The sequence below is a fragment of the Lachnoclostridium sp. genome (genome assembly GCF_031997925.1).
In the GTDB taxonomy this organism is placed as follows: Bacteria; Bacillota; Clostridia; order Lachnospirales; family Lachnospiraceae; genus Lachnoclostridium.
In genome coordinates this window covers 46,822-60,255 of sequence record NZ_DAMADT010000023.1, presented here as the reverse complement: position 1 = coordinate 60,255, position 13,434 = coordinate 46,822, and the positions used below count along the sequence as shown (strand labels likewise).

At 34.3% G+C, this 13,434-nt stretch carries 17 protein-coding genes; 14 read left to right on the top strand and 3 right to left on the bottom strand.

Translation table 11 applies throughout. The annotated features are described in order from the left end of the window. The first annotated feature begins 199 nt into the window (after nt 1–199). From RTP52_RS14340 to RTP52_RS14330, 3 genes are all read left to right on the top strand, one after another. Complete coding sequence (locus tag RTP52_RS14340) at nt 200–718, top strand: GNAT family N-acetyltransferase (RefSeq protein WP_312106454.1); 519 nt, start codon at nt 200–202, stop codon at nt 716–718. A 183-nt stretch (nt 719–901) separates the two neighbouring features. Next, on the top strand, nt 902–1,615 hold the full coding sequence (locus tag RTP52_RS14335; RefSeq protein ID WP_312372127.1) for a gamma-glutamyl-gamma-aminobutyrate hydrolase family protein: 714 nt from the start codon (nt 902–904) through the stop codon (nt 1,613–1,615). A 19-nt stretch (nt 1,616–1,634) separates the two neighbouring features. Beyond that, nucleotides 1,635–2,549: an aldose 1-epimerase family protein gene (locus tag RTP52_RS14330; RefSeq protein WP_312106458.1), complete on the top strand. Its 915-nt coding sequence runs from the start codon at nt 1,635–1,637 to the stop codon at nt 2,547–2,549. Between the two features lie 261 nt (nt 2,550–2,810). Here RTP52_RS14330 and RTP52_RS14325 read toward each other — a convergent pair whose 3' ends face one another. Beyond that, nucleotides 2,811–3,599, bottom strand: a complete 789-nt coding sequence (locus RTP52_RS14325) for a gluconate 5-dehydrogenase (RefSeq protein WP_312106461.1) — start codon at nt 3,597–3,599, stop codon at nt 2,811–2,813. An 869-nt stretch (nt 3,600–4,468) separates the two neighbouring features. Here RTP52_RS14325 and RTP52_RS14320 point away from each other — a divergent pair. The 5 genes from RTP52_RS14320 to efp all read left to right on the top strand — a co-directional run bounded on the left by RTP52_RS14320 (nt 4,469) and on the right by efp (nt 8,057). Continuing rightward, nucleotides 4,469–4,984 carry a YqeG family HAD IIIA-type phosphatase gene (locus RTP52_RS14320; protein ID WP_312372125.1) on the top strand — a complete coding sequence of 172 codons (516 nt, stop codon included), beginning with the start codon at nt 4,469–4,471 and terminating at the stop codon, nt 4,982–4,984. Between the two features lie 40 nt (nt 4,985–5,024). Next, the gene (locus RTP52_RS14315) at nt 5,025–5,552 is read left to right on the top strand and encodes a shikimate kinase (protein ID WP_312372123.1); all 528 of its coding nucleotides are present in this window, start codon (nt 5,025–5,027) and stop codon (nt 5,550–5,552) included. A gap of 24 nt (nt 5,553–5,576) precedes the next feature. Beyond that, nucleotides 5,577–6,008 (top strand): type II 3-dehydroquinate dehydratase, encoded by a 432-nt coding sequence (aroQ, locus tag RTP52_RS14310; protein ID WP_312372121.1) that lies wholly within the window; start codon nt 5,577–5,579, stop codon nt 6,006–6,008. 200 nt (nt 6,009–6,208) lie between these two features. Further along, nucleotides 6,209–7,270 (top strand): M24 family metallopeptidase, encoded by a 1,062-nt coding sequence (locus RTP52_RS14305; RefSeq protein ID WP_312372119.1) that lies wholly within the window; start codon nt 6,209–6,211, stop codon nt 7,268–7,270. A 229-nt stretch (nt 7,271–7,499) separates the two neighbouring features. Then, nucleotides 7,500–8,057, top strand: a complete 558-nt coding sequence (gene efp, locus RTP52_RS14300; RefSeq protein ID WP_312107625.1) for an elongation factor P — start codon at nt 7,500–7,502, stop codon at nt 8,055–8,057. A 30-nt stretch (nt 8,058–8,087) separates the two neighbouring features. Here the strand turns inward: efp and RTP52_RS20295 are convergent, their stop codons facing one another. Further along, on the bottom strand, nt 8,088–8,231 hold the full coding sequence (locus RTP52_RS20295; protein ID WP_330694487.1) for a hypothetical protein: 144 nt from the start codon (nt 8,229–8,231) through the stop codon (nt 8,088–8,090). Nucleotides 8,232–8,347: 116 nt separating this feature from the next. Beyond that, a complete protein-coding gene (locus RTP52_RS14290) occupies nt 8,348–9,115 on the bottom strand; it encodes a shikimate dehydrogenase family protein (RefSeq protein ID WP_312372117.1) in 768 nt (255 codons plus the stop codon). Between the two features lie 182 nt (nt 9,116–9,297). On the opposite strand from RTP52_RS14290, the gene spoIIIAA reads away from it, so the two are divergent. The 6 genes from spoIIIAA to RTP52_RS14260 form a co-directional block, all read left to right on the top strand. Continuing rightward, complete coding sequence (gene spoIIIAA / locus RTP52_RS14285; RefSeq protein WP_312107221.1) at nt 9,298–10,266, top strand: stage III sporulation protein AA; 969 nt, start codon at nt 9,298–9,300, stop codon at nt 10,264–10,266. 19 nt (nt 10,267–10,285) lie between these two features. Next, a complete protein-coding gene (locus RTP52_RS14280; protein WP_312107220.1) occupies nt 10,286–10,816 on the top strand; it encodes a stage III sporulation protein AB in 531 nt (176 codons plus the stop codon). A gap of 13 nt (nt 10,817–10,829) precedes the next feature. Further along, nucleotides 10,830–11,024, top strand: coding sequence for a stage III sporulation protein AC (gene spoIIIAC / locus RTP52_RS14275; protein ID WP_312372115.1), 195 nt, complete (start codon nt 10,830–10,832; stop codon nt 11,022–11,024). Between the two features lie 83 nt (nt 11,025–11,107). Further along, complete coding sequence (spoIIIAD, locus tag RTP52_RS14270) at nt 11,108–11,491, top strand: stage III sporulation protein AD (RefSeq protein WP_312107218.1); 384 nt, start codon at nt 11,108–11,110, stop codon at nt 11,489–11,491. 18 nt (nt 11,492–11,509) lie between these two features. After that, the gene (locus RTP52_RS14265) at nt 11,510–12,652 is read left to right on the top strand and encodes a stage III sporulation protein AE (RefSeq protein WP_312372113.1); all 1,143 of its coding nucleotides are present in this window, start codon (nt 11,510–11,512) and stop codon (nt 12,650–12,652) included. 118 nt (nt 12,653–12,770) lie between these two features. Continuing rightward, nucleotides 12,771–13,434: stage III sporulation protein AF (locus RTP52_RS14260; protein ID WP_312372112.1), on the top strand; the 664-nt coding region annotated here is incomplete at its 3' end.

Genomic DNA, 13,434 nt, shown 5'->3' with positions numbered 1-13,434 from the left:
CTTCTCAGGCAACTATCTATGCGTCCAACAATACCTGATAAATGTTTAGATTGAAGTATTTTTCATTATAAGATAAAATTATGTAACAAGGTGTATTAGGTGAATTATTTGTATTACAATTAATTCATATTTGTTTGCAACAATGAACAAACAATTTTACAGTAACGCAGTAGCAAACAAAAATTCGGAGGAGAATACAATGAGTAATTTTATACATATTTATTTTGAAACTCAGAATCTTTTAGTGCGTCAATATATCATCAACGATATAGACGGATTATATCAAGTTGTGTCAAATCCCCAAGTTCATCAATATACAAAAGACAAAAACCATCCTTGGGATAAACTTAAGACAGAACAATACATTCAATTCTTTATAGATAAAAATTTTGTTACCTTAGATTGTTTTCATGGTGCTATAATTGAAAAAGTGAGTAACAGGATAATTGGATTAACTGGACTAAATCCATATAAGGAAAACGAACCTGAGATTGAATGGAAACTCGGTGTTAGCCATTGGAATAAAGGATACGCAACTGAAATCGGAAAAGAACTAATAAAGAAGGCATTCAAGACAACAAACATTACCGGTATTTATGGAATGGCTGAACCAGAAAATACAGCATCCATAAGAGTACTTCAAAAAATAGGTATGAAATATTTGGGCATAAATGAATTTAGAGACCAAAAAGATGCATTTTATTATATTGGAAGATAAAGACTTTTAAAAGTGAGCTAAATATATATATCAATTGAGCAGAGTTAATTATACTCTGCAGAAAAATATAATAAATTTCAACTATAAGTGTGACAGAGCCTTAATTTAAAATGTAAGAAAATGTTCATCTTTACACAAACACCCCGTATGATATAATAAGTTTGATTATAGGCAGGATAAAAAGTGAAGAAACCCGTTATTGGTATCTTACCGCAGTATGAAGTAGAAACAAAAAGGATAAAGATAGAGGAGTTCTATGTAAAAGCAATTCAAAAAGAGGGTGGTATTCCTATCCTTCTCCCTTTGTATCAAGAGATTAGTGATATCGTCGCTCTCTTACCAGAGATAGATGGGGTGTTGTACCCAGGAGGACCAGATGTGAGTCCTTTTTACTGGGGGGAGGATTCTTCATGGGAATGCAGAATCATACAACCAGCAAGGGATCAACTAGAGATTGAATTACTTCCCTATCTACTCGCTTTGAAGAAACCGATTTTGGGAATTTGTCGTGGTCTCCAAGTTCTTAACATTGCATTAGGTGGAGATATCTATCAAGACATAGAACATTTGAAATCTAATACTACGAATGTAGGTCATTATCAAAAATCTCGTGGTGATGTTCCAACACATTATGTGAATGTATGCAAAGATACACTACTATATGATATAGTAAAGTCAGAAAAAATCATGGTTAACAGTTATCATCATCAAGTAATACATACAGTTGCTAAGGGCTTAGAAATTGCTGGTTATTCGAATGACGGATACACCGAAGCAGTGATGATGAGAGATTATCCTTTTTTTCTAGGGGTTCAATGGCATCCAGAAGAATTATACGAGGGAGACAAGATATCACAGTTTATTTTTCGGGCTTTTATCCAGGCATGTCAAATATAGGTTAAGAAAGGGATAAGAAATGGCAAAAATTTATCTTGAGAATACACAATTGATAGCGTCCTTTGACACCAAAGGAGCTGAACTAATTTCGGTGAAAAGAAAGAATATGGTATTGGGGAAAATAGAGGAACAAGAATATCTATGGTCTGCGGATCCAAAATATTGGAATAGACATGCGCCGATATTGTTTCCATTTGTGGGAACACAAAAAGGCAAACAGTATCAGTATAAGGGAGTTACTTATCCGATGCAACAGCATGGATTTGCAAGAGACAAAGAATTTGTAATACAGGAAAAGGAAGAGAATAAAATATTGTTCAAACTATCCTCCGATGAAGAATCGATAAAGTGCTATCCTTTTGAGTTTACTTTATGGATTGGTTATGAGTTAGAAGAGGATACGATTAAGACTTTCTATCGTGTTGATAATCATATGGACGAGAAGATGTATTTTGCAATCGGAGCACATCCTGGATTTTTTTGCCCATTAATAGAAGGTACATCGCAGGAAGATTATTCTTTCCGTTTTCCAAATACCAGTACGATTACTTATACTGTCATTAATTTTGAAAATGGTTTGAAACGGGATGTTCCTTATCAAATTCCGTTAGTTAAGAAGGGGGAATTTGGGTTTCTTAAATATGAAAAAGGATTATTTGACCGTGATGCTTTAATCATAGAAGATAGTGGTATTAAGGAAGTTGCGATTTGTAAACCAGATGGTCAGCCATACATTATTATGAAATTTGACGCTCCTTTGTTTGGAATATGGTCACCTGCTGGAAAAAATGCACCATTTGTATGTATAGAACCATGGTACGGAAGATGTGATGCGGAAGAGTTTGATGGAGATTTGAGTGAGAAAGAGTATATAAATGAACTTGATAAAGGTGAGCATTTTGAATGCAGATACTCCATGCAATTTCTTGGCTAGAAGGTTTGGAGTGTATTATCAATTTTGATAATAATTCTTTTTTCGTCTTCCAATCCACAGGATGAGTATGCTTCCCTAGGAGGGTATAATTTTTGACAAGGAAACTTGCGTAGTATACTTTTACTTGCTTGGGTAATTTAGCTCAATTTCAATATAAATAAAAAAGTGTAACAGCATGCTGTTACACTTTTTTATTATATAGGAAATTCTCTTACCTATTAATTATATAGAGACTTTCAAAGTTTCTATTGTATTATTCTATTACTTAGGCTGTTTTCCGATGTATGCTAAGATACCACCGTCTACGTAAAGGATATGACCATTTACGAAGTCAGATGCATCAGAAGCTAAGAATACAGATGGACCAGCTAAATCTTCTGGCTCACCCCAACGAGCAGCTGGAGTTTTAGAAATAATAAAGTTGTTGAATGGATGACCATCTTCACGAAGAGGAGCTGTCTGAGGAGTAGCGATGTATCCAGGTCCAATACCATTACACTGAATGTTGAATTCACCATATTCAGATGCGATATTCTTTGTTAACATCTTAAGACCACCCTTAGCTGCAGCATAAGCGGATACAGTCTCACGACCTAATTCACTCATCATAGAACAGATGTTGATAATCTTTCCATGACCCTTCTTGATCATGCTAGGAATAACAGCTTTAGCCATGATGAAAGGAGCATTTAAATCTACATCGATAACTTGTCTGAATTCAGCAGCTGTCATTTCAATCATAGGGATACGCTTGATAATACCAGCATTGTTAACTAAGATGTCGATAACGCCAACTTCCTTCTCAATCTGAGCGATCATAGCATTTACTTGATCTTCATTTGTTACGTCACAAACATATCCGTGAGCGTTGATACCAGCTTCTTTGTAAGCAGCGATTCCTTTGTCTACTAACTCCTGCTTAATATCATTGAAAACTATAGTAGCGCCAGCTTCTGCATATGCGCTAGCAATAGCAAATCCGATACCATAAGAAGCACCGGTTACTAAAGCGATTTTACCCTCAAGGGAAAACTTCTTTGAAAAATCCATTTTAACGACCTCCATATAATATTTAATAAATCAGACAAGCAAAGGTTATGTAATGAATCCCTTGCCTGTATTTATTCCTTTTTAAGTTAGGCAGATATTTGCTTCACTTATGAAAATAATAGAAGGTTCCTAAAGTATCTTTCTATTATTCATGACAAGGAAAAGTTCACGAAGCGCTTTTTCTTGTTTTGATAACTGTGCTTTGCTTTTATTCAAAGTAAATATAAGCGCTTACAATTATTTTATGTGATGCTATTAAATTGTAAGTTAATTATATCTTACTAATGTAGAAAAATCAATAGCATTTACTTGAATAATTCTTTTCTGCAAAGTGTAAGAGCTTACAATTTGATGCCTTTTTTACACATTAAAGTAAATTTCAATATTTATCTTATAAAGCAGATATCTATTTTATACAATTATTCATGTTAAGGAAAATCGTAAATCGTACTTTTTCTTGTATTAGGATGTAGTATTTATTATAGCCGTTCTAGTTACCTTTCGCAAGGCTAAAGAGTGTAAGTTAAATTTTTTACTTAAGAAAAATTTTGTTAGCGTAACAAGTAATGATTAAATATTTAATAAACAAAGAAGAAATGAGGTTGAATATCGATAAGACTTTCGTTATAATTATCAACTAGGAGAGTGCTATTATGAATAGAAATTTTTGTTATGTCAAACCTAAGATATGGTCTGATGATAGGTTTCTATGAATTCACTCTAACAACGGAGAACTTGATGTGACATATCATAAGTTATGTCAATAGAATTCCTTGAAATCCATTGAAGGTTTTCATGAATGAATTCCATCAATAAAAGAAAGAAATCTTGTGGGCTAATCCGTTAAGTAAAAATAGAAAGAGGTTACTATGTTTCAAAAATTTTATCCAACCGAATACGTAGAGTCATCCTATGAAATCGATTATGAAAAATTATATAAGGTTGGTTATCGAGGTATTATCTTTGATATCGATAACACTCTAGTGGAGCATGGTGCTGATGCTAGTGAACGTGCAGTATCGTTGATTAAGAGATTAAAAAAGATAGGGTTTGAAGTATGCTTGATTTCTAATAATAAGGAAGACCGTGTAAAACGGTTCAATCAAGTTATTAAGATAAAGTATATTTTTAATGCTCGCAAACCTTCCATAAAGAACTATTTGAAAGCAATGGAATATATGAATACTGACAAATCGAATACAATTTTCGTTGGTGATCAGGTATTTACGGATGTTTATGGTGCAAACCGTGCAGGAATTACGAGCTATCTTGTAAAGCCAATAGGAAAAAAGGAAGAAATTCAAATTGTTATAAAACGTCAATTAGAACGTATTGTTTTAATCTTCTATCGCCGAAAGAAAGCAAAACAAAAGAAACGTTCATGATGGGAATGCGTAAAGAGCGTGCGCAGAAATATGGAGTGTTATGAAAAGGGAAAAGAATAATATCATACTAGTTGGTTTTATGGGAGCTGGAAAAAGTAGTGTTGGTACTTGTTTAGCAAATACCTTATCTATGAATTTTGTGGATACTGATAATGAAATTGAAAAACGCTGTCAGTTGACGATTTCAGAAATGTTTAAAAGCAGGGGGGAAGAATTCTTTCGTTTGATGGAAACAAATCTTCTTAAAGAGTATCAAGAAACTCTAACTCAAACTGTTTTATCAACTGGCGGGGGTATGCCACTATGTGCAGAGAATGTAAGCTTACTTCGCAAAATAGGATTTGTTATATTTTTAAAAACTTCGAAGGAGGTGACGTATCAGAGACTCAAAAGTGATACGACAAGACCTTTGCTTCAGTGTGAAAATCCACTTGGTGCAATCGAACAGATGCTAAAGATACGAGTTCCAATATATGAGACATGTGCTGACTTGGTTCTTGAAACGAAAGATAAATCAATCGATAGGATAGTGCAAGAAATTATTTCAATCAGGGAGAACTTTGCGTAAGGTGCGCAGGAATAGAGGGAAGAGATGAAGATTTTAGTAATCAACGGTCCGAACATTAATTTCTTAGGAATAAGAGAAAAAGCTATCTATGGTAAAAAGGATTACCCTTATTTACTTTCTATACTTGAGGAAAAGGCAAAAAAAGAAGGAATAGAAATTATAACTTTCCAAAGTAATGGGGAAGGAGAAATCATAGATCGAATTCAGGAAGCATATTCGGATCAAACAGATGCAATTATCATAAATCCAGGTGCTTATACCCATTATAGTTATGCTATTCGTGACGCACTAGCCTCTATTGAGTTACCTAAAATAGAAGTACATATCTCTAATGTACATACGAGAGAAGAGTTTCGTCATGTATCCGTAACTGCTCCTGTGTGTACTGGCCAGATTGTTGGGCTAGGTTTACAAGGGTATTTATTAGCTATAGATGCCATAATGAACATCGGTTAATTAAGAAACTTGGTAATAAGTTTTAAAAAAAACTTGGTAATAAGTTAAAAAAATTGGTAATAAAGAGTAATGATTTCCAGAGTTCCACCAAAGCCTATATCTACGCTGTATATAGAAGTTGATAATAGCATTGTCTTAATAGCAATACAAAGAGCAGCGCAGAAATGAGAATAAATACAACATAATAGGAGGATAATAACATGATTCAAAAAGTATTAGATATTATGAAAGGCTTACAATCTGATGCCATTTTAATTTCCAATCGTCATAGTATACGATATATCACAGGATACCGAGGCGATACCGGATATGCTTATATATCACAGAATAGAAAAATAATATTCACTGATTTTCGTTATATTTATCAAGCACAAGCTGAGGCTGTGGGATATGAAGTAATTGATATAGCAAATGATGGATATGCCAAAGCAATTGCGAAAGTAGTGTTGGAAGAAAATAATAAATCTTTAGGTTTTGAAGAAGAGGAAATGTCCTTTGCTGAATATTCAAAGCTACAGAAAGAATTAAGTGATGTTACCCTAATTCCTTACCATGGAGAGCTTGCAAGTTTACGTATGGTTAAAACTTCTGAAGAATTATCATTCTTAAAAGAAGCAGAACATATTGGTGATATCGCCTTTTCTAAAATTCTTGATGAGATTAAACCTGGCGTAACAGAGATAGAGATTGCAGCGAAATTAGAGTATATTATGAAAACAAATGGTGCAGAAGGAATATCCTTTGATCCAATTGTAGCTTCCGGTCTCAATTCTTCTATGCCTCATGCAGTACCTTCCAGAAAGAAGATAGAGAAGGGTGATCTCTTAACTCTTGATTTTGGATGTAAATACAATGGCTATTGTTCTGATATGACAAGAACAATTGTTGTTGGAAAGGCAAGTGAGAAACAAAAAGAAATCTATCATACTGTATTAGAAGCACAGTTGGCAGTATTAAATCAAGTAAAAGCGGGCATGGTTGGTCGCGATATTGATAAAATCGCAAGAGATATCATCTATAAAGCAGGTTATGAGGGTTGTTTTGGGCATGGTCTTGGACATAGCGTTGGATTATTTATACATGAATCACCACGAGCAAGCCTTAAGTCTGAAGAAATTGTACTAGAAAATATGACATTAACAGTGGAACCTGGAATTTATGTGAAGGATTTTGGTGGTGTGCGTATCGAAGACATGATCGTATTAACCAAGGACGGATGTATTAATTTTACTAATTCACCAAAGGAACTTATTGAATTATAAGAAGTAATAGATTGAAATAAGCGATTTAAATCTCATTGGATTTAGATAATTGATAGAAGAGTTAACCAAATAGGGTATATAAAACTTAAGTTTATTATTTCTCAGTAAATAGTAGATGACAAATTGTATCAATTTTTTCAATAAAATATAGGATTTTGAAAAAAATAGTTGAAAAAAACGGACAAGTAATATAGACTATAGTATAGTTGATTTTAAGGAGGATTTTTTTATGATATCAGCAGGCGATTTTAGAAATGGCCTTACATTAGAAATTGATAATGCAGTTTATCAAGTTATTGAGTTCCAGCACGTAAAACCAGGAAAGGGTGCAGCGTTTGTTAGAACTAAATTAAGAGATATTAAAAACGGTGGTTTAACTGAAAGAACATTCCGTCCACAAGAAAAATATCCACAAGCACACATTGAAAGAAGTGATATGCAGTATTTATATTCTGACGGTGAGTTATATAACTTTATGAATGTTGAAACATTTGATCAGATTGCTTTAAATGATGAAGCAGTTGGTGATTCCTTAAAGTTTGTTAAGGAAAACGATATGGTTAAGATGCTTTCTCATCAGGGTAATGTATTCGCTATCGAGCCTCCACTTTTTGTTGAGCTTGTAATCATTGATACAGAACCTGGATTTAAAGGTGATACAGCTCAGGGTGCTACAAAGCCTGCTAAAGTTGAGACAGGTGCAACTGTTTACGTTCCATTATTCGTTAACCAGGGAGATAAGATTTCTATCGATACAAGAACTGGCGAATACATGAAGCGTGTATAATTAGATATCAAGAAATTTATATAGCGCAATCTATGGGAAATCAAGATTTTCTATGGATTGCGCTATTTTTAAATCATGAAGAAAAACTCCAGAAAGTAGTAATTTGACCTCATAATCATAACCGTCTAAGGGTCTACCCGATTTGCCAAACGTCTCTGGTCTAATCCGATACATAGGTACCCATTCATAGCTAGTTGATTAGTTGGTATTCAAATACTTCATGACTACCGGGCCACCCGTGAAAGAAAACGATAATCTCTCTTCCTTCTGCCTACAGAGCCTAACAAATACTACTTTTTTAACAAAGCTTCCACTTTATTATAAATCGGATGAATCAACTCATCACTAAGCTTACAATCCTTAAAATGTTCCACTGCATATTTTGCCTGTGCTACAAGCATCCAAAGACCATTGACAGCTTTTATCTGTTGTTTCATCGCTTGAGCAAGTAGTTTGGTTGTAAGAGGATTGTAGATTACATCGACTACCGCTTCCAAGTTTTGATATGGTGTTAAATCAATGGGACTTATGTCACAATTTGGATACATTCCAACTGGAGTAGTATTGATTATTATTGATGCATCAAAATGCTGTTGTTTTGCTTCCTCATAAGTAATACAGCCATCTTCTTCTTTATATTTTACAATAAGAATTTGTCCTGCATCTAAGGTATTTAATACAGCAAGAACTGCAAGAGCAGCGCCGCCATTTCCTAAAACCAAGACCTTTTTTTCTTTTACATGAATTTGATTTTCCACAAGAGTATAGTAAAAACCATCATAGTCTGTATTATATCCGGTAAGTTTCCCATTGTCATTTACAATGGTGTTAACTGCACCTATTTTTTTTGCTTTTTTATCTATTACATCAAGATAAGGAATCACATCTCGTTTATAAGGTATTGTGACATTGATTGCCTTAAAGTTCTTTTCTTTCATAAAAATAGGAAACTCTTCTTTACTTAATGGGTGTATCTCATATTGATAATCTGCTATCTGCTCATGAATTATCTTGGAATAGCTATGTCCCAGTTTTTCTCCAATTAGTCCGTAGTCCATGTTAAACCTCATTTCTGCGCTGCTTTTTGCCCTTAATCATATTCTATTTATTAAAAGAAAGCAATTCTTTTGGTAAAAAAATCATTCCTTTCTCCTAACTTTTTTTAATCATAATCTCTTCATGTGTTCATATACTGTAAAAACAGGACAACACTTAGTGAAGAAAGGCAGTGGTGATTCGTGTGAATAGGAAAGATGATTTACTCAAAATTTTCTCGGTAAAACTACGTACTCTGTTGTCAAAAACAGTATTAGATTTTGATCGTTTACAAGAGATTCGGCTAAGAGTGGACAGCCCTCTTCTCGTTCGATACAACAATAAGGAGTATGTAATCGATAATAATGCACGGCTTACGAAATCAATGGAAGATGCATTTATGATTACGAAAGCAGAAGTGAAAGAAACCATGGAGTACATAAGTAATTATTCACTTTATGCCTTCGAAGAGGAGTTAAAGCAAGGATTTATAACCATAGCGGGCGGTCATCGAATCGGAATAGCCGGAAAAGTAATCCTAGAGGAAGGAAAGATAAAAAGTATGAAGTATATCTCCTTTATTAATATTCGTCTTTCTCATCAGGTGAAGGGATGTGCAGACTTGGTATTACCATATATACTGCGAGACAATAGTATCTATCATACGTTAATCATCTCACCGCCAGGATGCGGTAAAACAACACTGTTACGTGATGTGATCAGACAATTATCTGACGGTGAACAGGATACGAATTGCGGACGTTTTAGAGAAGGTTTACAGGTTGGGGTGGTGGATGAGAGATCGGAAATAGCTGCCTGTTATATGGGAACTCCTCAAAATGATCTTGGGATACGAACGGATGTCTTAGATTGCTGTCCGAAAGCGAGAGGAATGATGTTACTAATAAGGTCAATGTCACCATCTGTACTTGCTGTGGATGAAATTGGTCTTGGAGAGGACATAGAAGCCATTCATTATGCCATGGGTTGTGGTATTAAAATGATTGCAACGGTACATGGAGGAACAATTGACGAAGTAAGAGACAAGCCATTGTTGGGAGAATTAATAAAGAAACATGTTTTCGAACGTTACATTATTTTAAATAATCGAGATTCCATCGGTAAGGTGACTGAAATCTACGATGAGAGAGGCTCTAAATTGTATTATGCGTAAGCCAAAGGAGGGTGAATCAATGTTTGTATTATTTTTAAGAGTAGCAGGATGCGCCTTAATCATAGGCGCTAGTACTGGTATGGGATTTTTATTCGGTAATGAAATAAGAAAAAGATTGGAAGATTTAAGAGCAGCTAAGACAATCGCTATTCTCTTACGAGGTGATATAAGGTACGCTCAGACTGCATTACCAGAGGCATTAGAGAATATTACGAAGCGGCATGATGGGAGATTAACTCCATTTTTTAAGAAAGTATCGAAAGAGCTATCACAGTTTTCTGGAGTAAGTCTTGCGGAAATTTGGGAAAGTGCTATGAAAGAAGAATTATCAAATACTTCACTTACTAAAAAAGATAGGACATGTTTTTTGGAATTTGGGAAGCAGCTTGGCTATCTTGATAAGGACATGCAGATGAACCATATTGACTGGTATGTTACTCAAGTGGAAGAAGATATGCAAGAGATAAATTTAGATGCAAAAGAGAAGATTCGTCTCTATCGTAGTCTGGGGGTATTATTGGGAATCTTCGTTACAATCTTAGTACTATAATCGGGAGGAACATATGTCGGTCTATTTAATCTTCAAAATTGCTGCCGTTGGTATTTTAGTTTCGGTAATAAACCAAATTCTGAAACAATCGGATAAAAATGATTATACGATTATAACCAGTCTCGCCGGTCTTTTGATTGTACTTTATTGGGTAATCCCTTATATTGCGGACTTATTTAATTACTTACAGAAGTTATTTCAAATGTAAGCCCAATTTGCCAATAGGCAAGAAGTAACGTTAAGCAGGTATACATTTGGTACAAGTTTCTTGTGAGTAGAAAGGCGGGAACAATGGAAAAAATCGCTCTCATTGGTATTATAGCAGTTGTAGCTGCGAACCTATTTAAAAGTGGTAAGGCAGAATATGCATTTTTTATTAGTTTAACTGGTTGTATCTTAATCTTTTATTTCGGGATAGGAAAGCTATCTACCATATTTAAAGCTATAGAGAGAATCAAAGGATATCTATCCATCAATTCGGAGTACATAGCAATATTATTAAAAATTATTGGTATCACCTATATTTCAGAATTTGCATCAAACCTATGTAAGGATGCTGGATATTCAGCGATTGGTAATCAAATTGAATTAGCTGGAAAACTATGCATTATGGCAATCAGTATGCCGGTGCTATTAGCGCTTCTTGATACTATTGACCGTTTTTTAACTGCGTAACGAAAGGAATTGGACAAGATGATACGAAAACGAACATGGATTTTAAGGCTAATCTTCATAAGCATCCTCTTAGTCCTTATTGGGAAGACAAATGTCGTGTATGCCATGAGTACGGAAGAGGAGGAGTATGATTATACTCAGATACAGAAATCATTGAATAACGCTTTAGAAAATAAAGAAAATATGAATTTTGGGGAGTATGTAAAGAATTTATTTAATGGAACAGAGAGTTTTTCTTTTAAGGGTGTTTTTCAGAAAATTCTTCAAGCCATTGGTTTAGAATTTAAAAGTAACTTAAGCAGTTTAATGAAATTATTAACGATAGCGGTGATATCAGCTGTATTTACGAATTTCTCACATACCTTTCAAAATAGTCAGATTGCAGAAACAGGATTTTATGTTACCTATCTTCTCATGTTTGTAATCTTGGCTTCCACCTTTATTGGTGCCACAAAATTAGCTACGGATACGTTACATAATGTATTAAATTTTATGAAAGCACTAGTACCCACCTATTGTATGTCAGTTGCTTTTTGCACTGGGGCAGCGACATCAACAGCATATTATCAAGGTATCCTAATTTTAGTCACTGTTGTTGATTACCTATTATTAAAAATTGTATTTCCATTAACTAGTATCTATATGATGGCGGTACTTGCCAATAATTTATCACAAGAGGACATGCTTAGTAAACTATCAGAATTATTGGCTACTTTAATACGTTGGATGCTAAAGACATTGTTGGCGGTGGTTATCGGTATTGGTACAGTACAAAGCCTTATAACTCCAGCTGTTGATCAGGTAAAACGTTCCTCAATTATAAAAGCGACACAAATGATTCCTGGAATTGGTGGGTTATTTAGCGGTGTAGCAGAAACAGTACTCGGAGCTGGGGCACTTCTAAAAAATTGTATTGGAGTTGCAGGCCTAGTCGCAATTATTGTTATTTGTGCTATACCAATCGTGAAATTAGTTATTTATGTATTAATTTATAAATTAGTTGCAGCAGCAATTCAACCAATTTCGGATAAGCGTATTGTAAATTGTGTCAGTGCTTCTGCTGAGGCTTCTTCTTTGCTACTTCAAACAGTATTTGTAGCAGCGATACTTTTTGAAATTGTTATTACCATTGTTGCAGTATCGACAATGCGTGTGTCGTAAAATTTTTTAGGTAATTCTCTTAGTTATAGATATAAACCTGGAATGCATAAAGGTAGCACAGATATAAAAATGAGTGGATGGGCTCTTCACTATAATCAATTTTGGAAGGAGGGATATGGTGGGGATTATAAATTCATTATATTCCTGGATGAAAAACATTATTATCTTTCTTATCCTGGTAACAGTCATATTTAATTTATTAGGGAAGAGCAACTATAAAAAATATGTCGGATTAGTTACGGGGCTAATTTTAGTATTGCTTGTCGTTACTCCTGTAATTACCTTGTTTGGGAAAGAAGATATTCTTAATTTTTCACTTAACTCACATGGAACCTTAGTACAAGCAGAAGATATTAGTAAAGATTTATTCCGGATGGAAAAGCTTAGTGAAGATTCTATGTTTAGTGAATATATAGAGGTGCTACGTGGACAGACGGTTAAGCTTCTGTCAGAAAAGGGATTGATACTTAGAAGTATGAAGATTGAGATTAACAAAGACAAGGACAGTATAAATTTTGGTAAGATATTGGGTATGGAAATTAAAGCTTCTTACCTTAGGACAAACGAAGGAACAAAAGAGGGAGTAGTATCTGGAATAGATCAGGTAGAACCTGTAACAATTGGACAAATTAAAGTAGAACAAAAAGAGAAGGGGAGTCATAAAAACAAGCAAAAAAGCCTGTCTCCTATGGAAATTAATATAAAAAATATGCTGGCGGACTTCTATAATGTTGATTCATCTAATATAAATATTAGTATACAGGAGGACCACGATGGAGAGG